A 19,869-nucleotide genomic window follows, 5' to 3' on the forward strand; every position below is an offset into this window, starting at 1 on the left:
GGTGCTGCCGGTTCGTGAACCGGCGTGAGAGACGATACAACAGACAGTGCCCCTGACAGCAAATCGGTTGGTCAGCAACTTCAGAAAGGACGTGCCCATGGCATCGGAGTCCTCGTTCGACATCGTGAACAAGGTCGATCAGCAGGAGGTGGACAACGCCGTCAACCAGGCGGCGAAGGAGATCAGCCAGCGGTTCGACTTCAAGAACGTGGGCGCGGAGATCAAGCTGTCCGGCGAGGCGATCGACATGCAGGCCAACACCGAGGAGCGCTGCAACGCGGTCCTCGACGTCCTGAAGGACAAGCTGGTCAAACGGCAGATCTCGCTCAAGGGCCTGGAGGTCGAGGAGCCCAAGCTGTCCGGCAAGATCTACAAGCTGCAGGCCACCATCAGCGCCGGCATCAGCCAGGAGAACGCGAAGAAGATCTCCAAGCTGATCCGCGACGAGGGTCCCAAGGGCGTCAAGGCCCAGATCCAGGGCGACGAACTCCGCGTCTCCAGCAAGAGCCGCGACGACCTGCAGGAAGTCCAGTCCCTGATCAAGGCCCAGGACCTCGACTTCGCGGTCCAGTTCGTCAACTACCGCTGACCCCGTTTCTCGTGCCGGACCCGCGTGGCTGGATCAGGGACAGTTCCGGTCCGGACGTGACCGAACTCACCCGGATCCAGCACGGCACCGGCCTCGCCGCGAGATCCGTCGGCTCCTGCGTTGCCCGCCCGTACCGCCCGGGGCGAACCGCCTAGTTCCCGGTGGCAGGTCTTGTTGAAGGCCTGGAGGTCGGGGATGCCGACCGATGCGGCCACGGCGGGGATGGACAGGGTTGAGGAGACGAGTAGGTGGCGGGCTCGGGCCATGCGGCGTTGGCGGATGTAGGCGACTACTGTCTGGCCGGTTTCCGCGCGGAAGAGGCGGGTCAGGTGGTTGTGGGAGATGCCGGCGGCAGCGGCCAGGGACGGGACGGTCAGAGGCCGGGCCAGGTTGGCTTCGATGTAGGTGATGGCGGTCGACACTGCTGAGTGGCCGGCTGCGGCGCCGCCTTCGGTCAAGGGCGAGGGCAGGTGGGCGACGCGCCAGAGGGCGGCCCAGACCTCGGCAACTACCCGGGGGGAGCCGCTGGGGGAGGCGCCGATAGCTGAGCGGAGCATGTCGGAGAGGACCGGGGCCGCAGTACCGGCGTCCTGGACGACTGGCACGTACGACGGCTCGCCGACGGCGCGTGGGCGGAAGTGTACGAAGAGGTGCTCCGAGCGGCCGCGGTAGTCGAACTGCACCTGGACGTCGGCCGGTGTCAGGCTGACCGACCCGGGCGCGACCGGGTACGTCGTACCGCCCACGGTCAGGTCTGCCGAATAGCCGTAGAGGTGTAGTTGCCAGAGGTCGGGCAGCCGGAAGATGTCTCGCAACCCCCGCACCCCGTGCAGTCCGACGCCCACGTTGACCAGCTCGGGCGGCTCGGCCAGGTGCAGCGGAATCATGGTGAGAAATTACCACCAGTGGTGAACACAACCCATGCAAAAGCGGTGCGGCCAAACTTAGTCTGAAGGAGTACCAACCACCACGGACCCAAGTCGCCCCGACAGGGAGAGACATGCCCCAGCCGCATCGCAAGAACCTCCTCACCTCCGTCCAGATGGCGAGTTTCGTCGCCACTGGCGCGTTCCGGATGGACGCGGTCGTCCCCGACGAGATGAACCAGCAGGCCCTCGAGGTGCTGAAGGCAGGCATCCCCGGCGTCCCCTACGGCACCCCGCTGTCCGAGGCGTTCGTGGGCAGCGAGTTCGTCCAGCGGCTGGTTCAGCTGCCCGAGGTCGCCGGCGCCATCCACAGCTTCGTCGGCCCCGAGCCGGCCGTCGACCACCACGCGGTGCACATCCGCGAGGCACACGAGGGTGAGGCGCAGAACCTGCACGGCGACGCGATCATCGACGTCCGCGAGGATGCCTTCGACGTCCAGTTGATGTACTACCCGCAGGAGGTGACGCTCGAGATGGGCGGCACGCTCAGCGTCCCCGGCAGCCACCTGCGCCGGACCAACGAGTCCGACACCGGCCGCTACCAGAACCTGCTCGGCCAGACCCGGCTCACCTGCCCGCCCGGCACGGTCGTCTTCCTGCACCACGGCATCTGGCACGGCGGCCGCAAGAACGACAGCGACATCGACCGCTACATGTTCAAGATCCGCTTCAACCCGACCGTCCGCCAGGTCCGGCTCTGGAACACCGACGACCTGTACGACGACGCGGTGGCGGCGGAGCTCGGCCAGACCTTCCCCTGGTACGAGAACGCGACCGGCCGGCTGGAGATCTACAACCGGGTCAAGTTGTGGCAGGCGCTGACCGGCGACGACACCTACGACCCGGACTATTGGGTCACCCGGGTCTCGAACCGCCCGCGGCGCGTGGTCGCCCAGCGCAGCCTCAACCCGCACGCAGCGAAGAAGGAGATGGCATGACCGTCACGCCTGACCAGGCCGGTACCGTCCAGCCCGGCCCTGTCCAGCCAGGCCCTGTCCAGCCAGGCACCGGGCAGTTGGTCCGCCAGCAGGTGCTCGTGCTCTACCTGGCCTCCTCCGCGCTCGACTCGCGCACGGTCGGCTGGTCGACGTACGACGGGACCGGTGCGACGTCACCCACGACGGGTGACTCCGACGTCCCGCCGTACGCCAGCGGACTCGACGCGCTCAAGGACGGCTGGCGGCTGTTCCAGGCCGCCCAGCTGCTCCCGCCGCAGCCGGGTCACGAATACGACGTGTCGTTCCTGAAGCACGAGTTCTTCTTCGAGAAGCTCGTCGCCGTCTGACCCAGCAGGGTCAGTAGGTCACGACACAGACCGGTTTCGGCCAGTCCAGCGGCGTCCCCGTTGCGGTGAGGGCGCCGCTGCTCTGGTCGACGGTGAAGACCGCGATCGTGTTCGAGCGCTCGTTCGCGGCGTACAGCTCGGTGCCATCCTTGCTGAAGGCGAGGTGCCGCGGCCAGCTTCCGCCGGATCCGATCGTCTGGATCAGCTCCGCCTCGAGTCCTTCGGCGCCGGTCTCGAAGACCGCGATGGTGTCGTCGCCGCGGTTGGAGCCGTAGACGAACCGGCCGTCCGGTGAGACCAGCACCTCGGCCGGGAAGCTGTCGCCCTCGGCGTCGTCCGGCCGCGTCGACACGGTCTCCACGACGGCCAGCTTGCCCTCGGCGTGGCTGCAGACGATCAGGGTCGAGTCCAGCTCGTTGATCAGGTACGCCGCGTGCCCGCCGGGGTGGAAGACGAGATGCCGCGGCCCGGCGCCCGGGTGGACCTGCAGCCGGCTCACCTCGACCAGCCGGCCCTCCGGGGTCAGCGTCGACACGTGCACGCTGTCGGTGCCGAGATCGATGTCGAAGGCAAACGACCCCGACGGGTCGAAGGTGATCTGGTGGGCGTGCGGGCCCTCCTGGCGCTCCGCGTTCGGGCCGCTGCCCTCGCGCTGCAGGATCTGGGTCGGGTCGCCGAGCGAGCCGTTCTCCCGGATCGGGTGGATCGCCACCGACCCGGAGCTGTAGTTGGCCGAGAGCAGGAACTTGCCGGTCGGGTCGATCTCGAGGTAGCAGGGGTGCGCGCCACCGGTCGGCTGGTGGTTGAGGAACTCCAGCGTGCCGCTGTCCGCGATCGCGAAGGCACTGACGCGGCCGGCCTCCAGCTCGTTGGTCGCGTACAGGAACCGGCCGTCGGCCGAGATGGTCAGGAACGACGGATCGGCGGACCCTGCGACAACCTGCAGTTCTTCCGCGGTACCGAACCCGATGCCCTCACCTCCACCCTCCTGAGTGGTGTAACTGCCGACATAGATCTGCTCCGAGGTCATGGCGTCCACCCTGCCAGGTAACTCAACCGCAAGCATCCCGCGGCCTCGTAGGCTCGCCTCATGGACACCGCTGCCTTGCTGCGCCGTATCGGGGTCGCCTCGCATCCGGAGCCGAGCGTCGAGGCGCTCTTCGCGTTGCACGCCGCTTTCGTCGACCAGGTGCCGTACGAGACCGTGCAGTACCAGTTCGGTCGCGGCGGATCGATGGATCCCGAACAGGTCGCGCAGCGGATCATCGCCCGCGAGACGGGCGGCTACTGCTTCCAGCTGAACGGTGTCTTCGCGCAACTGCTCACCACCCTCGGGTACGCCGTGACGCTGCACCGCGGCGGCGTACAGACGGCCAAGCGCCCACCGGTGGTGGACGCCAGCCACCTGGTACTGACCGTCGTTCTCGACGAGGAGACCTGGCTGGTCGACGTCGGTCTGGGCGACGGACTGCTGACCCCGATGCCGCTGCGGACCGGCGTACGGGTCAGGCAGGAGCCCTTCGACCTGTCGCTCCGCAGATCGGACATCGTCGACGGCTGGCGACTCGACCACGATCCGCGCAGCAGCCTGACCGGGATGGATTTCGAGGCCGCACCGGCCGCCTTCACCGACTTCGAGGCGCAGCACCAGCACTTGTCGCTGTCCCCGGAATCGCCCTTCGTCCGGACCTGCTCAGCCTTCGTACGCCGGGCCGGCAGCACCGCGATCATCCGCTCGGTCGGCTTCACCCAGATCTTCGCCGACCGCATCGACAACCAGCTCGTCGAGAGCCAGCCCGAGTACTACGAGCTGCTCGCCGACGTCTTCCGCCTGCCGCTCCCGCACCTGACCGGCTCCGAGCGCGACGAGTTGTGGCGGCGTGTCTGGACGCAGTACGAGAACTTCCTCACTCGCCAGGCAGCTGCCCGCGCTGACTGACCTCGAAGGTGATCGGCAGGACCTGGGTGTGGTCGCGGAAGCCGCGGTGATAGGTGACCTCGACACCGGTCGAGCGCAACGGACGCTGGTCCGAGGTGACCTTGTAGCGCAGGTAGATGACGCGGTCGAAGGTGGACTCGGCAGCGAGCTGCTGGCCGCCGACCGGCTCGGACCGAAGCTTCAACGGACTGTTCTCCGCTGAATCACGGGTGGTCCAGCTGGGAGCGGCGGCGTCCCGGCGATCCGGCTTCTGGTAGACCCGCGCGCCGACGAACTCGAGGCCGGGTTGGACCTCTTTCGGCGCGATCGCTTTGAGTTCGAGCGGCTGGCGGCTCTTGTTCGCCAGCTCGGGCGCGAGGAAGTACACGTCCTCGCCTTGGCGCGGCGCGCTCGAACCGGTGAGCGGTTCGACAGCATCGGTCTCGGCCAGGGAGGAGCCGTTGAGGTGGTCCGAGAACCAGGCGCCGCCGACGACGAGAGCGAGCAGCGCCGCGGCCGGCAGCCACTTCGGGCGGTGCTTGCGCATGACGTCCCCCGGGTGATCAGTCGTTCAAGCTGGTCAGTTCTTCGCTGGACAACATGATGGCGGCTGCGGCGACGTTCTGCTCGAGATGGACCGGGTCGCCGGTGCCCGGGATGGCGAGGACGTTGGGGGATCGGTGCAGCGTCCAGGCGAGGCGGATCTGCTGCTCGGAGGCGCCATGAGCTTCGGCGACAGCCCGTACTGCGTCGGCGTGGGCGGGCGTCGTACCGGCTGCCGGCGTACCGGCGATGGAGGCGAACGGGACGAACGCCACTCCGCGGTCTGCACAGAGCTGGAGCAGCGCGTCGTCCTCCCGTGAGTCGATCGCGTAGCTGTTCTGGACGCAGACCACCGGCGCGAGCTGCTCGGCCTCGTCGAGATGGACCGGGCTGACGTTGGAGATGCCGAGGTGGCGGATCAGGCCGGCGTCGCGGAGCTCGGCCAGCCAGCCGAAGCGTTCGGTCAGGGACTCGCCGGGCCGGTTCATGATCCGCAGGTTGACGACGTCGAGGTGGTCGCGACCGAGGCCGCGGAGGTTGGCGTCGACCTGGGCGCGCAACTCGGCCGCGGTGGTCGCGTTGTGGAAGCCGCGCTCGGGATCCATGCCGGGCCCCACCTTGGTGGTGATCACGAGCTCGTCGGAGTACGGCGCGAGCGCCTCGCGGATCAGCTCGTTGGCGGGGCCGTAGAAGGCGGCGGTGTCGAGCTGGTTCACGCCGAGCTCGATCGCGCGCCGTAGTACCTGCCGGGCGACCTCGCGATCCGGGTTCGCCGCCAGCCGCATGGCGCCGAAGCCCAGGCGGTTGACGGAGAGGTCGCCGAGCGTCCAGGTTCTCGCGGCTGCCGCGGTCAAGTCAGGTGTGGGCACGAGCCGGAGCCTACTTACTCCTCGATCGCGCCGCCGACGCCGCGAAGGTGTTCGCGGAAGGTCAGGGACGGGCGCTCCTTACGGGCCGCGAGGTAGGCGTCGAAACCGACCTGTTGACGCAGCGACGTACCGGAGCGGATCAGCTCGGCCTGGTGGCGTTCGGTGGCGTGGATCGCGGCAGCGAGATCGAGCAGTTCGTCCGTGCGGTCGGCGGGGACGAAGATGACGCCGTCCTCGTCGCCCAGTACGACGTCATCACGGGTGACGGTCCATTCGCCGATGGTGGCGGACTCCAGTGCGTCCGCCGGCAACGGATCGAGGCGGAGCGGGCCGGTCGGCATCGCGCCGAGGCTGTAGACGGGCAGGCCGATCGCCTGGATGTCCACGGTGTCGCGGTGCAGGCCCCAAACCACGAGACCGCCGACACCGGCTGCTTGCGCCTCCAGCGCGACCAGGTCGCCGACGCACGCTTCGTCACGCCGACCGCCGTTGTCGACCACGAGCACATCGCCCGGCTCGGCGGATTCGAACGCTTCCAGGAAGATGTCGACGCTCCCGACATGCCGGGCGGGCAGGACCCGTCCGGCGACGCGTCCCGGCGTGACGGGCCGCAGCGAAACCGTCCGCACCGGCAACCCAGCTCGCAGGCAGGCGTCGGCGATATGCGCAGTGGTCAGCTTCTCGAACCGCTTCAGCAGATCAACCATTCCCTGACCTTAGTCAGAGAACTGAGCTTCAAGCTAGAGCCCACAAAGCCGTGGATGGATCAGCGCTGGAGGAAGTCGACGATCTGAGGCAGAGGAGGCTGGTAGCTGACTGTGGTGTCGACGGTGAGCGCGGGGACCGGGAGGTCGATCGGGTGGAAGGCGTCGTGCGCGCGGCGCCAGCTGCCGGCTGGGAGGTGGCCGTCTTCGTGGGCCTTGCGGTGCGGGTTGCCGGCGGCGCGGGTGGTGATGCGGTCGTGGGCGACCTCGGCCGAGACCGCGCAGTGCACGATGCGCAGGTCGGCAAGCCCGAGGAGCGGCGTCAGGCCGGGACGCCAGACGTGATCCTGGAAGGCGGCTTCGGCGACCAGTGTCGTACCGCGGCCGATCAGCAGTCCGATGACGTCGAAGAAGGTCGCGAGCGTGCGCATCGTGAGCGGATCGGCCGGCCCTGGCACGAAGCCGGGCGTCGCGTGCGCCATCCCTTCCTTGATCTCGTCCCGGCAGATCGCGGGGCACCCGATCGCGGCCGCGAGTCGATGCGCGAGCGTGGTCTTCCCGCTCCCCGGCGGACCGCTGACCACGATGAGCAGGGGCTTCGTCATCCAGGCACCTTAGCGCCTTCAATGTATGCCAACATGTGAGATTATATGTCTCATAAAGCAAGATTTATGGTTACTCTGAGGCGCATGAGCAACGTGTACACGCACGGCCACCACGAATCCGTACTGCGCTCGCACGCCTGGCGCACCGCCGAGAACTCTGCGGCCTACCTGCTGCCCCACCTGCGTCCCGGCCAGTCGCTGCTGGACATCGGCGCCGGCCCCGGCACCATCACGGCCGACCTCGCGCGATTGATCCGGCCCGGCCGGGCGACCGCCCTCGAAGCCAGCGAGAGCGCCCTCGACGTCACCCGCGCGACCTTCGCCGACCTGGACATCTCGGTCGATTTCGTCGTCGGCGACGTTCACCGCCTCGAACTGCCCGACGACTCGTACGACGTCGTCCACGCCCACCAGGTGCTGCAGCACGTCGCCGACCCGGTCCAGGCGCTCCGCGAGATGCGCCGGGTCTGCAAGCCGGGCGGGATCGTCGCGGTCCGCGACTCGGACTACAAAGCCTTCGCGTGGTACCCCGAACTGCCCGAGCTCGACGAGTGGATGGCCCTCTACCAGCGCATGGCCCGCGCCAACAGCGGTGAGCCGGACGCCGGTCGACGTCTGCTGTCCTGGGCTCTGGAGGCAGGCTTCGACCAGGTCGAAGCCACAGCCAGCAACTGGACCTTCACCACCGACGAAGACCGAGCCTGGTGGGGCGGCATGTGGGCCGACCGAGTGCTGCAGTCCGCCCTGGCCACGCAGGCCCTGGCGGCCGGCGTACCGCAGGAAACGCTCGACCGGATCTCCACCGCCTGGAAGACCTGGGCCGCGGACCCCGCGGCCTTCATCTCCTTGCTGCACGGCGAGATCCTCGCCACCGCCTGATCAACCAGCGAGGACCACCAAGTAGTTGTCCGGGTCGCGAAGCCAGAGTTCTTCGTGGCCGGCGTTGGGATTGTGGTGAAGGTCGGTCTGGATGGTGGCGCCGGCCGAGCGAGCACGATCGGCGGCCACCGGCAGGTCGTCGACCTCGAACCAGAGGGCAACCCCGTTGCCCAGCGGCAGCGACGGGTCGCCGATGGTGCCGTGGTGATGACCGAGGGCTAGCTTGTGCAGCTGAAGGATCAGCTCGCCGTCCACCACGAGCCGCTCGTACTCCGGCCCGCCGTGCCCGCTCGACGCGCCCAGCACAGCGCAGTACCAGGCGCTGCTCTTCTCGACATCGGTCACGGCGATCATCGGCTGCGATCTCACGGAAGCGGTCATGCCGGCCACGCTACGAGCGACCCGCACCGCCGGTCTTGAACAAACGGGAACGCTGCCTCGACACCTCGTACAGCACGGCGGTCGCGGCGTTGGCGGCGTTCAGCGAACTCGCCGAGCCGGTCATCGGGATCCGCAGCAGGTGATCGGCCAGCTCCTTCCACGCGCTGCTCAGCCCCGTGGTCTCGTTGCCGATCAGCAGCAGGGTCGGCCGGGTCAGGTCGAAGTCGAAGATGTCGGCCTCGCCCGCCTCGTCGGTGCCGACCACGACGATCGGCGTACCGGCGGCGCGCTGGGCCGTGACCCACTCCATCACCTCGCGCTGCGACGGCACCCGCACGGCCGGTACGGCGAACAGCGACCCCGTGCTGGCCCTGACCGCCTTCGGGTCGTACACGTCGGCCGCGTGTCCCGTCACGATCAGTCCGTCGGCGCCGAACGCGTCAGCCGACCGGATGATCGAGCCGATGTTCCCCGGCCCGGTCGGCCGGTCGAAGACGACGCCGAGGAAGTCCGGTCCCACCTCGATCCGGGTCAGGTCGTCGGCGGGCATCTCCACCACGGCGATCAGCTCGGGCGGCGTCTCGTCCTTCTCGCCCAGCTCCGCGAGCAGCTCCGGCGCCATGCTGACCTGCTCGACCCGGCGCTGGGTCTCCAGCAGCTCCGCGGCCCAGCGCGACAACGGCCGCTCGGAGTCGTGGATCAGCGCGCGGATGGTCCATCCGTGCTCGATCGCGAGGTTGATCGGCCGCACACCCTGGACCAGGAACTCGCCGGCCCGCAGCCGTTTGTTCCGGTTGCTCAAGGTCGCCAGCCACACCTGGAACCGCGCGTTCCGACTACTGATCCGCTGCGCCGCGGCCATCGATCCTCCGTCTGGTCAGCCGAACGAACCCCCACAGTACGAGGCTCGGCGCCCACACCAGCAACAGCCACGGGATCCACCACCACCAACCGCTCACCGACGGCAACGCAGGCTGCTCGTTCGCGACGAACGGCCGTGCCGTCGACGACCAAGCGACGAACACGTCCCCGATCGGCATCAGCCCCAGCGCGTACCGCTTGGTGTCCGGACCACTCACCGGTACGCCGAGCAACTCGCCCTCACGAGCCAGCACACCGGCCAGCGCATCGTGCTGCACCCGCGCCGCTCCGAGCGCGACGGTCGTCGCCGACAGGCTGACGCCGAAGATCAACGGCCCCGAGTCGACGTCCCCGCTCCCGCTGGTCCCTTTCGGGTACTCCAGCACGGCAGGCCCGAACCGGGTCACGAACTTCTCCCGGTACACCTCGTACTGCGACCGCGCGAACGCCGGATCGATCTCCAGCAGGAACCGGTGCATCACGGTCTGCGAGGTACCACGAGCGCCGGTGCTCACCGGTGTCACCTGATGGGGCATCAACCCGGTCGCCGGATCGAGCCGGGTCTTCACGCCGGCCACCCAGCGCTCGACCGTCGGCGCGAAGCGCGGAGTCACCAGCTGGTTGTACAAGGCAAGCGACGCGACCGCCACCGTCGAGTCGACCGGCCAGGCTTGCCCCGGATAGGCCTCCAGATAAGGCGTTCGAGACTCGTCGAACGCCTTCGCCAGCTCCGCCGACACACTCGTGTACTCCGCGAGATCGCGTTGCTCGACAGGTTGCAGCATCACGATGCCGCCGCGCAGCCAGTTGGTCCAGCCGGCATGGAACACGCCGTACTGCGGTGCCAGCGCGCGGTCGAAGGGCGCCGTACCAGGGGAGCTGTTCAACCGGTCCAGCGACCACTTGGCCTCCCGCACCGCCTCCTCCGCAAGCTCCGGCGACGCCATCCCGACCTGGATCCAGGACAGCCCGTAGAGGACGTTGAGGAAGAAGAACCCCTCCGGCTTCAGCTCCTGTGCGTTCTGGTCCGCGCCGCCGTCGAGCGCGCTCTTGAGGAACCGCAGTTGCTTGACGGCGCCGGCCTCGGGCTCACCGCGCGGACCCACCAACCGAGCTGTGCCTACCAGCGACAGCAAGCTCGCGACCACAGCAACACCGACCAGCAACTTCCGCAGCACCCAGGCCCCCAATGATCCGACTCTGAGACCGTAGAGGCCGCCGAGGTCACTACTGGGTGTCGTCGAGAACGGTCTGCAGCAGGCCGAGAGTGTTGCCGTCGGCATCGGTGGTGGTGGCCAGCCGCTGCGAGCCGTTGAAGACCACCTGCGCGTCGGTGGTGTTGATGCCGGCGGCGGACAGGGTGGCCAGCGCGGCGTCGAGGTCGTCCACGGTGAAGTTGACCGAGGTCCGGCCGGCCCGGTCGGGGTCCTGGAAGACCTGGACCACGCCGAGCTCGCTCAGGTGCCATTCCACCAGGCCGTCCATCGGGCGCTGGTCGGCCGGACGGCCGAAGAACGATTCGTACCACTGGGACGCCGAGGCGATCTCCTGGACGGGAATCACCGCGAGCACTGCCTTGAACGTCACTGGACCCTCACCTCTCGGGGGCGACCGCCCGGAGTGAGCGGTTCTTCCCCAGTGGTTCGGGTGCCCATTTGTGGGCGCCTGCATGCCCTGCGCGGGTGATCGGCCCGCGCCGGCCGTCAGTGGCCGGTGGTGGAACGGCGGCTCTCGGCCACCCGGGCGCACAACTCCATCAACTCGACCTCGTTCTTGACGATCTGCCGGGCCTTGGGACCGAGCGCGACGATGTGTTCACGGGAGTCCTCCAGCCGGCTGTACAGGCGCTCCCGCTCGGCGGCGTCGTCGGTGTAGTCCGCGTCGAGGTACGCCTGGGCGTCGCGGCGGATGTTGGCCATCGCGGTCTGGGTGCGGCCGCGGGTGCTGAACAGCGAGGCGAGGACGGTGACCACCAGCACGACCAGGATGACGACCAGCGAGAGTCCGGTGCTGATCTCGGCCACCTCGACGTGCTGACCGTTGTTGACGAACGGCAGGTTGTTCTCGTGCAGGGCGTGCAGGATCAGCTTCGCGCCGATGAACGCCAGGATCGTGGCCAGACCGAAGGACAGGTAGATCAGCCGGTCGAGCAGGCCGTCGAGCAGGAAGTACAGCTGCCGCAGGCCGAGCAGGCTGAACGCGGTGGCGGTGAAGACGACGAAGACGTTCTGGGTCAGACCGAAGATCGCCGGGATCGAGTCCAGCGCGAACATCAGGTCGGTGCCGCCGATCGCCACCATCACCAGCAGCATCGGCGTCATCATCCGGTGGCCGTTCTGGTGCGTGATCAGCTTGTCGCCGTCGTAGTCCTCGGTGGCCGGGAAGATCCGGCGGGCCAGCCGGACGATCACGTTCTGCGCCGAGTGCGACTCCTCGGTGGACGGCTTGAGCATGTTGCCGGCCGTGATCAGCAGCGCGAGACCGAACAGGTAGAACACCCAGGCGAAGGTGTTCAGCAGGGCCGAGCCGAGGAAGATGAAACCGGCCCGGGCGATCAGCGAGATCACGATGCCGACCAGCAGCACCTTCTGCTGGTTCTCCCGCGGCACCCGGAAACTGGTCATGATGATCAGGAAGACGAACAGGTTGTCGACCGAGAGCGCCTTCTCGGTGATGTACCCCGCGAAGTACTCCGAGCCCAGGTCGCCGCCACCGAGGACGAGCGTGCCGAGCCCGAACAACAGCGCGATCCCGACGTACACGCTCGACCACGCGGCGGCCTCCCGCAGCGTCGGCACGTGCGCGCTGCGGACGTGGAAGAAGTAGTCGAAGGCAAGCAGGGCCAGGATCCCGATGATCGTCAGGATCCAGACCAGCGGGGACACCGTCATCAGCGCTTCCGATCGCGAGGGGGAGCCGGGGCCTGATCAGCCAATCACGCTGGACCCGGTCCTGTCGCCGGACGACTGAGACACGCCCTAGCGGCCTTTCACCAAGGCGACCAGGTAGCGGCAGGGATCGGCGGCCGGGTTGATGAACGTGCACGGTGCCGGCGTACCCAGCTGAAGGCAGTCGCCCGGAGCCAGCTCGTGCAGCACCTCGCCTTCGCGGAAGTGCAGTTCTCCCTCGAGCACCCAGATCTGCTGGTGCTTGAAGATGTAGGCGTCCGCCGGATACGAGACTGCCGCGCCGGGCGGGAGCTCGACCTCGACCAGCTCCAGTGGGCTGTCGGTGACCGGTGAGATCGCGCGACGCCGGTATCCGGTGGCCGGATCGGTCCACACGGGTTGAGCTTCGGCGCGCCGGAGCAGTTCGCCGGCGCTGCCCTCGGCGCGGGCGACCAGCTCGGACAGCGTCAGACCGAGCGCGCCCGAGAGGCGGCCGAGCAGTACGGCGGTCGGCTGGGCCTCGCCACGCTCGATCTTCCCGATCATCGCCCGGGAGACGCCGGAGCGGTCGGCCAGAGCGTTCACCGAAAGCTCCCGGCTGAGCCGGGCGGACTGGAGCGTCGCGGCCAGGGAAGCGGACAACGGGTCGTTCATGCTTGCCACTATAGCGGCGACAATGGCTACTATCGTGGCTATGGGAAAGATTCGGGACGCCTCGGAACCGGACGCCGCCGCCTGCGCCGCGATCTACGCGCCGTACGTGCGCGACACCGCGACCACCTTCGAGCTGGAACCGCCGACGGTCGACGAGATGGCCGCTCGCATCACCCGGGCCCTGCGAACGCACGCTTGGCTGGTGCTCGAGGACGACCAAGGACGGGTCGTCGGCTACGCGTACGGCGGACCGATGAAGCCGCGAGCGGCGTACCGGTGGTCCTGTGAGGTGTCGATCTACCTGGAGCCCGGCCGTCGGCGTACGGGCGGGGGACGTGCGCTGTACGAAGCACTTTTCGAGCGCCTCACCGCCCGCGGCTACCGTACGGCGGTCGCCGGCATGACGCTGCCCAACCCGGCCAGCGAAGGCCTCCACGCCGCACTCGGCTTCGAACCCATCGGCACCTATCGCCAGATCGGCTGGAAACACAACGCCTGGCACGACGTCGCCTGGTCCCAACGCCCCCTGGCCGTCACGGACGGCCCACCGGCAGAGCCCACCTGAGCTCTGGCGGCCGGTCAGCGGCTGCTGGAGGTGCTTTGCATGGGCGGGCATTTGCCGCCGGGAGTGGTGGCCAGTTCGAAGTGCCAGATCTCGTTGGCGAGGGTCTGGCAGAGGCCGAAGCGGTGGCCCTTGCGGTTGAGCCAGTCGTCGGCGTCCGTCGGGCCGACGTCGACCGCGTTGCCGGTGACGTGGTGGGACTCCTCGGGGCCGGCGACGTACTCGGCTGCCTTCTCGCGGCTGCCGTACTTCGCGATGGCCTTCTTGAGCAGCTCCTGCTGGTACTCCTTGCTGCGCCAGCCGGTGGTGAGGTGGAGCTTGATGCCGTCCTTCTCGGCCGCGGTGGCGGCGTCCTGGATGGCTTTGAGGAGCTTCGGGTTCAGCTTGCTGACACCGGGGAGAGAGGTGTCGAAAGGGGAGGCGTTGTCGGGGAGTACGCCGTCCTCGGCGGTGGGCGCGCCGCCCTTGTGACGGTTGCTGCTGGAGGCAGAACCGGACGAGGAGGCCGACGTACCGGACGTCGACGGACCGGAGGCCGAGTCGCCGCTGATCGAACTGCAGGCGGCCAGGCCGAAGCAGATCGTGGCGGCGACGACGGCGAGCGAGACCAGTGCGGTGAGCCGGCGTTCTTTCTTGCGGGTGGCAACGAGTTTGTCCGTGAGCATGCCGATCAGTTCACAGTTCGCGATGTTGCCGTGGCGTCAACGTTTCCGGATACGTTTTCGATACCACTGGCCTGCTTCAATGGTGGGCATGCGGGTTCTGGTCGTGGAGGACGAGGTCTACCTGGCCGAGGCGATCCGGGCCGGCTTGCGGCTGGAGGCGATCGCGGCCGACCTCGCCTTCGACGGCGAAGGAGCACTGGAGTCGCTCGCCGTCAACGAGTACGACGTGGTGGTGCTCGATCGCGACATCCCGGCGCCGAACGGCGACGAGGTGGCCCGCCGGATCATCGCGCAGGGGTTGCCCTGCCGGATCCTGATGCTGACCGCGGCCGGCGACCTGGACGACAAGGTCAGCGGGTTCGAGGCCGGCGCCGACGACTATCTGACCAAACCGTTCGCCCTGCGCGAGCTGGTTGTCCGGCTCCGGGCGCTGGCCCGGCGGCCGGCCGAGTCGGCGCCGACCGTGGTCGAGTACGCCGGAGTCAGGCTCGATCCGTTCCGGCGGGAGGTCTACCGGTTCGGGCGCTACGTGAAGCTGACCCGCAAACAGTTCTCGGTCCTGGAGGTGCTGATGGCGGCCAGAGGTGGAGTGATCAGCGCCGAGACGCTGCTGGAGCGGGCCTGGGACGAGAACGCGGATCCGTTCAGCAACGCCGTACGGATCACGATCTCCACCCTGCGCAAGCGACTCGGCGACCCGTGGGTGATCCACACGGTCTCCGGCGTCGGCTACCGGATCGGCGACCAGCCATGAGTACTCCGGGCGCGGCCGTCCCGGCCGGTCTGGTACGCCGGCGCCCGCGGCTGACGGTCCGGCTTCGGCTGACGCTCAGCTACGCGTTGCTGCTGGTGCTCGCGGGCGGGGTGATCGGCATCATCATCTACGCGGTGATGCGGTTCGTGCCGAACTACCCGCTCACCGCGGCCAACCCGCGCGATCAGGGGCCGGTGGCAACCAGAGGCGAGATCCTCGACACGGTGGTCGAGCTGACGCTCTACGCGTTGGCGCTGCTGGCGGCGATCGGGATGGGCGCGGGCTGGATCATCGCAGGGCGGATGCTGCGGCCGTTGCAGGAGATCACGGCCGCGGCGCGGCTGGCGGCCAGTGGGTCGCTGGACCACCGGATCAGGCTGGCCGGGCCGCGGGACGAGTTCACCGATCTGTCGGACACCTTCGACGAGATGCTGACCCGGCTGGAGCGGTCGTTCACGCAGTACCGGCGGTTCGCGGCGAACGCGTCGCACGAACTGCGGACCCCGCACGCGGTGATGAAGACGATGCTGGAGGTGGCGATCGCGGATCCCGAGCACCAGGACGTGCGCGAGTTGGCGCATCGGCTGGACGAGACGAACCAGCGCGGGATCGACATCGTCGAGTCGCTGCTGGCACTGGCCTCGCTGGGGAACCGGAAGATCGAGTTCGAGCCGCTGAACCTCGCGACGGTCGCGCGTCAGGTGGCCGAGGAGCTGCGGCCGGAGGCTGAGGCGGCAGGCGTCACGCTGGGCACGGAGCTGCAGGGATCAGTTGTCTTAGGCAACGAAATCCTGATCAGGCAGCTGGTGCAAAACGTTGTACAGAACGCGATCCGGCACAACCTGCCGGCCGGCGGTACGGCGCTGCTGAGGGTGCTGCCCGATGGCCGGCTGACCGTTGCCAACAGTGGCGAGGTGCTCGATCCGGCCAAGGTGGCCACGCTGACCGAGCCGTTCGTCCGGGGCGGCCGGCTGGCGAAACGGCCCGGACAGCAAGGCGGCCACGGTCTCGGTCTGGCCCTGGTCGAGGCGATCGCCATCGCCCACGGCGGCTCGCTGGACCTGACTTCCCGGCCCGCCGGTGGGCTGGACGTCTCGGTTCAGCTCCGCGCGGCCTCCGGACGAACCCGGCCGGCTGAGACCAGGTAGCGGCCGGACCGCCACCACACACCAACCTCTGGACAACTGCCGCCGGATCACCCGTTCAGGCGTGGGCTGGCGTCCAGCACCGCTGGTTCGACAGGTTGGTCAGTGATGGCGGTGCGGGCGCCCGCATCAGACCTACGGGTTGACGCCGTGCTCGCTGAGCCACGGCTTCGGGTTGATCTGGTTGTCGCCGCCGAGCAGCACCTCGAAGTGCAGGTGCGGTCCGGTGGTGTTGCCGGTGACGCCGATCGCGCCGACCTGCTCGCCGGCCGAGACCGAGTCGCCGATCGAGACCGAGAACGCGGACATGTGGCTGTATGACGTGACGGTGCCGTCGGAGTGACGGACCTTGACCTGCCGGCCGTAGGCGCCCTGGTAGTCGGCCTGGATCACCTCGCCGGCCAGCACGGCGCGGATCGGCGTACCGATCGGAGCGGCGAAGTCGAGGCCAGTGTGGTCGTTGGCCCAGCGTCCGCCGCCCTGGCCGAACGTTGCGGTGATGCGGTAACCCGTGGTGGGCAGCACGACTCGGGGTGCGGCCTCTGCTCTGGCCTCCTCGGCCTTCGCCTTCGCGGCCTCCGCAGCTCTAGCCTTGGCCTTGGCGGCCGCAGCGGCGGCGGCCTTGCGGGCAACCACCGCCTTCGCCGTGGCTAGGGCCAGTGCGCGGCGCTGGGTCAGCGTCGCGTTGGCGGCCAGCTTCGCGGCGCGTGCCTTGGCAATGGCGGCCGCGTCGACCTGCGCCTTGCGGGTCGACTCCAGCGTCAGGCCCAGGCGCGACAGGTCGCGCGAGGCCAGTTCGCGGCGCTCGATCCGGGCGGCGGTCAGTGCCTCGAGCTGAGCGGTGGAAGTGGTGCTGGTCCCGGCGTTGGCCGGACCGGCGGAGGGGGAGAGAGCGACGGCGCTGGTACCGGCGGCGGCAGCGAGGGCGGCCGTGAGGCCGACCCACTGAACGCCACGGACGGAAGTGCGGCGGGACGTCAGGCGGTGCTTCGCCACCCGACGCGCGCCGGCCGGAGTACGACGTGGTGCCGTACGTCCTGCTTCCGACACGTCATGGTGAGGGGACACGAGAGCCTTCCAGAGTCGAGTAGCCGCCGGAGTCGTCCCCAGCGGCGCATCGACCATAACGACGAGGTCACGGTCTGCTCAAACGCGCAGGGCGACCAGAACCGTGGTTTCGGCTACCGAGGGTGATCGGGAGGCGTCCGATCGTGCTGGGTCAGGCGTAAAAGTGACTCACGGGTAGTTCAAGGATCACGTGACTGGGATCACCTGAGTCCTAGCGGTCCGCGGGCCCCGCAGGCCGATATATGGGGGTCGGCAGGGTGGCGGCGGTGCCGAGCGGGACTGCCGAAAAATGGTCAGAAGCACTCCTGGAAGCAGGTATGCTTCTCTGGTCGGAACGAGGGTCTGCAAGGCGCTTCTTCCCCGATTTCACATCGGGTGGGAGACCGTGTAATCTCTCTCCTCGGCCCGCCCCTTTAGCTCAGTCGGCAGAGCGTCTCCATGGTAAGGAGAAGGTCTACGGTTCGATTCCGTAAAGGGGCTCAGAGAAACCCTGCTCCACCCGGTCCGCCGGGTGGAGCGTCGGATTCTTTGGCGGGGTAGCTCAGGTGGTTAGAGCACACGGCTCATAATCGTGGTGTCGCGGGTTCGACTCCCGCCCCCGCTACTTCGAGAACACGATCACTCCAGTCGCGTGTTCCCAATCAGAAGAGGCAGTAGTGGCCAAGGCTAGCGACGTCCGCCCGAAGATCACCCTTGCGTGCACGGTCTGCAAGGAGCGCAACTACATCACCAAGAAGAACCGGCGCAACGACCCGGACCGTCTTGAGCTGAAGAAGTACTGCGCCCGTTGCAACGACCACACCGACCACCGCGAGACCCGCTGACCTCAGCAGTCTTCACGTCAGGCCCGCTTCGTTCCGAAGCGGGCCTTTCGCTGTTCTCAGGCGGTGATGATGGGCCTGCCACCTTCGTACGCGGCCAGACGCTGCTCGCGGGGAGTCAGGCAGCACGAGCCGCAGAGCGACCCGCAGCCTTTGGCGCTCGTGTAGTAGAGACAGCAGGTGTTGCGGAGATAGACGAGCTTGCCCGCGGCCTCGGTGACCTCGCCCAGACGGGCCAGTTCGCCCGGTGCCTTGGCGACGAAGGTCTGCCAGCGCTCCAGCAGGAACGCCGGATCGACGGTCTCCTCCCCCCGCGTCGCGCCGCAGAAAGCCATCGCGCAGCCTGCGGCGACTCCGCCGTGAAGCTGGCGCAGGCCGGCTCGGGTGCGGCGGTGGAGCTCGCCGGAGAGAGGGAGCAGGTGCTGCGTCAGCACCACGTCGTACAAGGTCTGGAGGCCGCCGGGCAGGAAGCGGGCGGAGCGGATCGCGACCGAGGCGATGCCGTGACCCTCGTGCGGCTTCACCCAGAGGTTGTGCGGGCGGATGTCGAGCACCCGGCCCTCGAGCGCCCAGAGCAGCAGCGCGGCGGCCGGCGCGCGACCCGCGTAGAACGACATCAGGCTGAGGGCGTTCGCGTGCGCCGAGACGTGATCGCTGGCCTCATGGTCGCGTTTGAGCAGTTCGGTGAGCTCGGGTCCGTCCGGTTCCAGCAGCCGGTCGACCCGCAGCCACTCGGTGCCGGCGGGTTCGCCGATCTCCAGTCCGTACCTCGGGGCGTAGCGTGCCAAAGCTGCTACCCCTCCTCGCCCTGCCGTCACCAGTTCCGACCTTCCGTCGCGGGGGGAGTGGATGGCGGCACTCTGCCCACAGAGTAGCCAGCGGGCTTCCAGTAGGGTTACTGGACATGACGATCGACGCCACGATGGTCGGCCGGAGCTACGCGGCCGCCGAGTCCTACCAGGTTGGCCGGGAGAAGATCCGGGAGTTCGCCGACGCGATCGGGGACCCCAACCCGGCGTACCGGGGGGACGATGCCGTCGCACCGCCCACCTTCGCCTTCATGGTCGCCAACCCGGCGCTGATCGAGCTGCTCGGTGACGACGAGCTCGGACTGCGGCTGGACCGGATCGTGCACGGCGCGCAGAAGTTCAGCTACACCCGGCCGATCAAGGCCGGCGACGAGATCGCCGCGACCGCCACCATCACCACCGTGCGCAAGGCCGGTGACGTCGAGGTGATCATGTACGAGACCGCCCTGACCACCGTCGACGGCGAACCGATCGCCACCTCGACCTCGACCATCTCGCACAACCGGGCGGACTCATGAGCAGCCCCGTCGTCGAGGTCGGGACCGAGCTGCCGCCGGTGACCGTCACGCTGCGCCGCGAGGACCTGGTCCGGTACGCCGGTGCCAGCGGCGACTTCAACCCGATCCACTGGAACGACCGGATGGCCGCCGCCCTCGGACTGCCCGGCGTGATCGCGCACGGAATGCTGACGATGGCCGGCGCGGCCCGCGTCGTCACCGACTGGCTGACCGACCCGGCCGACCTGGTCGAGTACGGCGTCCGCTTCACCAAGCCCGTCATCGTCCCCGACGACGACCAGGGCACCACGATTACCTTCTCGGCGAAGGTCGACAAGCTGACCGACACCGGTCACGCCGAGATCGACATCACCGCCCTGGCCGGCGAGCAGAAGGTCCTCGGCCGAGCCCGTGCGGTCGTGCGCCTCTCATGACCACCCCACAGC

General features: G+C 68.4%; 26 protein-coding genes and 2 tRNA genes. 13 read left to right on the top strand and 15 right to left on the bottom strand.

Translation table 11 applies throughout. The features are described from left to right. The first annotated feature begins 97 nt into the window (after positions 1–97). Positions 98–589, top strand: coding sequence for a YajQ family cyclic di-GMP-binding protein (locus tag OX958_RS05735; protein ID WP_270136117.1), 492 nt, complete (start codon positions 98–100; stop codon positions 587–589). Here OX958_RS05735 and OX958_RS05740 read toward each other — a convergent pair. After that, the gene (locus tag OX958_RS05740) at positions 580–1,476 is read right to left on the bottom strand and encodes an AraC family transcriptional regulator (protein WP_270136118.1); all 897 of its coding nucleotides are present in this window, start codon (positions 1,474–1,476) and stop codon (positions 580–582) included. The two genes, OX958_RS05735 and OX958_RS05740, sit on opposite strands and share 10 nt — an antisense overlap. A gap of 113 nt (positions 1,477–1,589) precedes the next feature. Here OX958_RS05740 and OX958_RS05745 point away from each other — a divergent pair, with 113 nt between their 5' ends. After that, complete coding sequence (locus OX958_RS05745; RefSeq protein WP_270136119.1) at positions 1,590–2,453, top strand: phytanoyl-CoA dioxygenase family protein; 864 nt, start codon at positions 1,590–1,592, stop codon at positions 2,451–2,453. Further along, complete coding sequence (locus OX958_RS05750) at positions 2,450–2,800, top strand: hypothetical protein (RefSeq protein ID WP_270136120.1); 351 nt, start codon at positions 2,450–2,452, stop codon at positions 2,798–2,800. The genes OX958_RS05745 and OX958_RS05750 overlap by 4 nt, the downstream gene beginning before the upstream one ends. A gap of 10 nt (positions 2,801–2,810) precedes the next feature. Here the strand turns inward: OX958_RS05750 and OX958_RS05755 are convergent, their stop codons facing one another. Further along, positions 2,811–3,830 (bottom strand): lactonase family protein, encoded by a 1,020-nt coding sequence (locus OX958_RS05755; RefSeq protein ID WP_270136121.1) that lies wholly within the window; start codon positions 3,828–3,830, stop codon positions 2,811–2,813. 60 nt (positions 3,831–3,890) lie between these two features. Here OX958_RS05755 and OX958_RS05760 point away from each other — a divergent pair, with 60 nt between their 5' ends. Beyond that, positions 3,891–4,739 carry an arylamine N-acetyltransferase family protein gene (locus OX958_RS05760; RefSeq protein WP_270136122.1) on the top strand — a complete coding sequence of 283 codons (849 nt, stop codon included), beginning with the start codon at positions 3,891–3,893 and terminating at the stop codon, positions 4,737–4,739. Here the strand turns inward: OX958_RS05760 and OX958_RS05765 are convergent. The 4 genes from OX958_RS05765 to OX958_RS05780 are packed head-to-tail and all read right to left on the bottom strand — an operon-like array spanning position 4,708 to position 7,439. Continuing rightward, positions 4,708–5,265 (bottom strand): hypothetical protein, encoded by a 558-nt coding sequence (locus tag OX958_RS05765; RefSeq protein WP_270136123.1) that lies wholly within the window; start codon positions 5,263–5,265, stop codon positions 4,708–4,710. The two genes, OX958_RS05760 and OX958_RS05765, sit on opposite strands and share 32 nt — an antisense overlap. A 16-nt stretch (positions 5,266–5,281) precedes the next feature. Then, a complete protein-coding gene (locus tag OX958_RS05770) occupies positions 5,282–6,130 on the bottom strand; it encodes an oxidoreductase (protein WP_270136124.1) in 849 nt (282 codons plus the stop codon). A 14-nt stretch (positions 6,131–6,144) separates the two neighbouring features. Beyond that, on the bottom strand, positions 6,145–6,837 hold the full coding sequence (locus OX958_RS05775; RefSeq protein ID WP_270136125.1) for an RraA family protein: 693 nt from the start codon (positions 6,835–6,837) through the stop codon (positions 6,145–6,147). Positions 6,838–6,896: 59 nt separating this feature from the next. Then, complete coding sequence (locus OX958_RS05780; protein ID WP_270136126.1) at positions 6,897–7,439, bottom strand: AAA family ATPase; 543 nt, start codon at positions 7,437–7,439, stop codon at positions 6,897–6,899. An 84-nt stretch (positions 7,440–7,523) separates the two neighbouring features. Here OX958_RS05780 and OX958_RS05785 point away from each other — a divergent pair, with 84 nt between their 5' ends. Then, complete coding sequence (locus OX958_RS05785) at positions 7,524–8,318, top strand: class I SAM-dependent methyltransferase (RefSeq protein ID WP_270136127.1); 795 nt, start codon at positions 7,524–7,526, stop codon at positions 8,316–8,318. Here OX958_RS05785 and OX958_RS05790 read toward each other — a convergent pair whose 3' ends face one another. The 6 genes from OX958_RS05790 to OX958_RS05815 all read right to left on the bottom strand — a co-directional run bounded on the left by OX958_RS05790 (position 8,319) and on the right by OX958_RS05815 (position 13,102). Then, a complete protein-coding gene (locus OX958_RS05790) occupies positions 8,319–8,699 on the bottom strand; it encodes a VOC family protein (protein ID WP_270136129.1) in 381 nt (126 codons plus the stop codon). It abuts the gene before it with no gap. A 10-nt stretch (positions 8,700–8,709) separates the two neighbouring features. Then, positions 8,710–9,561 (bottom strand): TrmH family RNA methyltransferase, encoded by an 852-nt coding sequence (locus OX958_RS05795; RefSeq protein ID WP_270136130.1) that lies wholly within the window; start codon positions 9,559–9,561, stop codon positions 8,710–8,712. Continuing rightward, a complete protein-coding gene (locus OX958_RS05800) occupies positions 9,536–10,750 on the bottom strand; it encodes a hypothetical protein (RefSeq protein ID WP_270136131.1) in 1,215 nt (404 codons plus the stop codon). Before OX958_RS05800 ends, OX958_RS05795 begins: the two co-directional genes overlap by 26 nt. Before the next feature lie 37 nt (positions 10,751–10,787). After that, complete coding sequence (locus OX958_RS05805; RefSeq protein ID WP_270136132.1) at positions 10,788–11,147, bottom strand: VOC family protein; 360 nt, start codon at positions 11,145–11,147, stop codon at positions 10,788–10,790. A gap of 116 nt (positions 11,148–11,263) precedes the next feature. After that, complete coding sequence (locus OX958_RS05810) at positions 11,264–12,451, bottom strand: TerC family protein (RefSeq protein ID WP_270136133.1); 1,188 nt, start codon at positions 12,449–12,451, stop codon at positions 11,264–11,266. A gap of 87 nt (positions 12,452–12,538) precedes the next feature. Continuing rightward, a complete protein-coding gene (locus OX958_RS05815; RefSeq protein WP_270136134.1) occupies positions 12,539–13,102 on the bottom strand; it encodes a helix-turn-helix domain-containing protein in 564 nt (187 codons plus the stop codon). A gap of 40 nt (positions 13,103–13,142) precedes the next feature. Here OX958_RS05815 and OX958_RS05820 point away from each other — a divergent pair, with 40 nt between their 5' ends. After that, positions 13,143–13,667 (top strand): GNAT family N-acetyltransferase, encoded by a 525-nt coding sequence (locus tag OX958_RS05820; RefSeq protein ID WP_270136135.1) that lies wholly within the window; start codon positions 13,143–13,145, stop codon positions 13,665–13,667. Between the two features lie 14 nt (positions 13,668–13,681). Here OX958_RS05820 and OX958_RS05825 read toward each other — a convergent pair whose 3' ends face one another. Beyond that, on the bottom strand, positions 13,682–14,329 hold the full coding sequence (locus OX958_RS05825) for a M15 family metallopeptidase (protein ID WP_270136136.1): 648 nt from the start codon (positions 14,327–14,329) through the stop codon (positions 13,682–13,684). 88 nt (positions 14,330–14,417) lie between these two features. Here OX958_RS05825 and OX958_RS05830 point away from each other — a divergent pair, with 88 nt between their 5' ends. Both OX958_RS05830 and OX958_RS05835 read left to right on the top strand, forming a co-directional pair. After that, entirely contained in the window at positions 14,418–15,083 is a 666-nt protein-coding gene (locus tag OX958_RS05830; RefSeq protein WP_270136137.1) for a response regulator transcription factor, read from the top strand. Then, complete coding sequence (locus OX958_RS05835; protein ID WP_270136138.1) at positions 15,080–16,231, top strand: sensor histidine kinase; 1,152 nt, start codon at positions 15,080–15,082, stop codon at positions 16,229–16,231. The genes OX958_RS05830 and OX958_RS05835 overlap by 4 nt, the downstream gene beginning before the upstream one ends. Positions 16,232–16,363: 132 nt before the next feature. Here the strand turns inward: OX958_RS05835 and OX958_RS05840 are convergent, their stop codons facing one another. Continuing rightward, positions 16,364–17,296: a M23 family metallopeptidase gene (locus OX958_RS05840; RefSeq protein WP_270136139.1), complete on the bottom strand. Its 933-nt coding sequence runs from the start codon at positions 17,294–17,296 to the stop codon at positions 16,364–16,366. Between the two features lie 407 nt (positions 17,297–17,703). Here OX958_RS05840 and OX958_RS05845 point away from each other — a divergent pair. The 3 genes from OX958_RS05845 (at position 17,704) to rpmG (ending at position 18,120) form a co-directional block, all read left to right on the top strand. After that, a tRNA-Thr gene (locus OX958_RS05845) sits at positions 17,704–17,776 on the top strand. Positions 17,777–17,826: 50 nt separating this feature from the next. After that, positions 17,827–17,900 (top strand) — tRNA-Met (locus OX958_RS05850). Positions 17,901–17,952: 52 nt separating this feature from the next. Then, positions 17,953–18,120: a 50S ribosomal protein L33 gene (gene rpmG / locus OX958_RS05855; protein WP_020388160.1), complete on the top strand. Its 168-nt coding sequence runs from the start codon at positions 17,953–17,955 to the stop codon at positions 18,118–18,120. 56 nt (positions 18,121–18,176) lie between these two features. Here the strand turns inward: rpmG and OX958_RS05860 are convergent, their stop codons facing one another. After that, positions 18,177–18,905, bottom strand: a complete 729-nt coding sequence (locus tag OX958_RS05860; RefSeq protein ID WP_270136140.1) for a hypothetical protein — start codon at positions 18,903–18,905, stop codon at positions 18,177–18,179. A 116-nt stretch (positions 18,906–19,021) separates the two neighbouring features. On the opposite strand from OX958_RS05860, the gene OX958_RS05865 reads away from it, so the two are divergent. Next, positions 19,022–19,444, top strand: coding sequence for an FAS1-like dehydratase domain-containing protein (locus OX958_RS05865; protein ID WP_270136141.1), 423 nt, complete (start codon positions 19,022–19,024; stop codon positions 19,442–19,444). Continuing rightward, the gene (locus OX958_RS05870; protein WP_270136142.1) at positions 19,441–19,857 is read left to right on the top strand and encodes a MaoC family dehydratase; all 417 of its coding nucleotides are present in this window, start codon (positions 19,441–19,443) and stop codon (positions 19,855–19,857) included. The genes OX958_RS05865 and OX958_RS05870 overlap by 4 nt, the downstream gene beginning before the upstream one ends. The last annotated feature ends 12 nt before the right edge of the window (positions 19,858–19,869 follow it).

Origin of the sequence: Kribbella sp. CA-293567, assembly GCF_027627575.1 — a bacterium.
In the GTDB taxonomy this organism is placed as follows: domain Bacteria; phylum Actinomycetota; class Actinomycetes; order Propionibacteriales; family Kribbellaceae; genus Kribbella.

Coding starts and splice junctions, on each gene's coding strand:
- OX958_RS05735 (WP_270136117.1), top strand. CDS start 98: ATGGCATCGGAGTCCTCGTTCGACATCGTGAACAAGGTCGATCAGCAG.
- OX958_RS05740 (WP_270136118.1), bottom strand. CDS start 1,476: ATGATTCCGCTGCACCTGGCCGAGCCGCCCGAGCTGGTCAACGTGGGC.
- OX958_RS05745 (WP_270136119.1), top strand. CDS start 1,590: ATGCCCCAGCCGCATCGCAAGAACCTCCTCACCTCCGTCCAGATGGCG.
- OX958_RS05750 (WP_270136120.1), top strand. CDS start 2,450: ATGACCGTCACGCCTGACCAGGCCGGTACCGTCCAGCCCGGCCCTGTC.
- OX958_RS05755 (WP_270136121.1), bottom strand. CDS start 3,830: ATGACCTCGGAGCAGATCTATGTCGGCAGTTACACCACTCAGGAGGGT.
- OX958_RS05760 (WP_270136122.1), top strand. CDS start 3,891: ATGGACACCGCTGCCTTGCTGCGCCGTATCGGGGTCGCCTCGCATCCG.
- OX958_RS05765 (WP_270136123.1), bottom strand. CDS start 5,265: ATGCGCAAGCACCGCCCGAAGTGGCTGCCGGCCGCGGCGCTGCTCGCT.
- OX958_RS05775 (WP_270136125.1), bottom strand. CDS start 6,837: ATGGTTGATCTGCTGAAGCGGTTCGAGAAGCTGACCACTGCGCATATC.
- OX958_RS05780 (WP_270136126.1), bottom strand. CDS start 7,439: ATGACGAAGCCCCTGCTCATCGTGGTCAGCGGTCCGCCGGGGAGCGGG.
- OX958_RS05785 (WP_270136127.1), top strand. CDS start 7,524: ATGAGCAACGTGTACACGCACGGCCACCACGAATCCGTACTGCGCTCG.
- OX958_RS05790 (WP_270136129.1), bottom strand. CDS start 8,699: ATGACCGCTTCCGTGAGATCGCAGCCGATGATCGCCGTGACCGATGTC.
- OX958_RS05795 (WP_270136130.1), bottom strand. CDS start 9,561: ATGGCCGCGGCGCAGCGGATCAGTAGTCGGAACGCGCGGTTCCAGGTG.
- OX958_RS05810 (WP_270136133.1), bottom strand. CDS start 12,451: ATGACGGTGTCCCCGCTGGTCTGGATCCTGACGATCATCGGGATCCTG.
- OX958_RS05815 (WP_270136134.1), bottom strand. CDS start 13,102: ATGAACGACCCGTTGTCCGCTTCCCTGGCCGCGACGCTCCAGTCCGCC.
- OX958_RS05820 (WP_270136135.1), top strand. CDS start 13,143: ATGGGAAAGATTCGGGACGCCTCGGAACCGGACGCCGCCGCCTGCGCC.
- OX958_RS05825 (WP_270136136.1), bottom strand. CDS start 14,329: ATGCTCACGGACAAACTCGTTGCCACCCGCAAGAAAGAACGCCGGCTC.
- OX958_RS05830 (WP_270136137.1), top strand. CDS start 14,418: ATGCGGGTTCTGGTCGTGGAGGACGAGGTCTACCTGGCCGAGGCGATC.
- OX958_RS05835 (WP_270136138.1), top strand. CDS start 15,080: ATGAGTACTCCGGGCGCGGCCGTCCCGGCCGGTCTGGTACGCCGGCGC.
- OX958_RS05865 (WP_270136141.1), top strand. CDS start 19,022: ATGACGATCGACGCCACGATGGTCGGCCGGAGCTACGCGGCCGCCGAG.
- OX958_RS05870 (WP_270136142.1), top strand. CDS start 19,441: ATGAGCAGCCCCGTCGTCGAGGTCGGGACCGAGCTGCCGCCGGTGACC.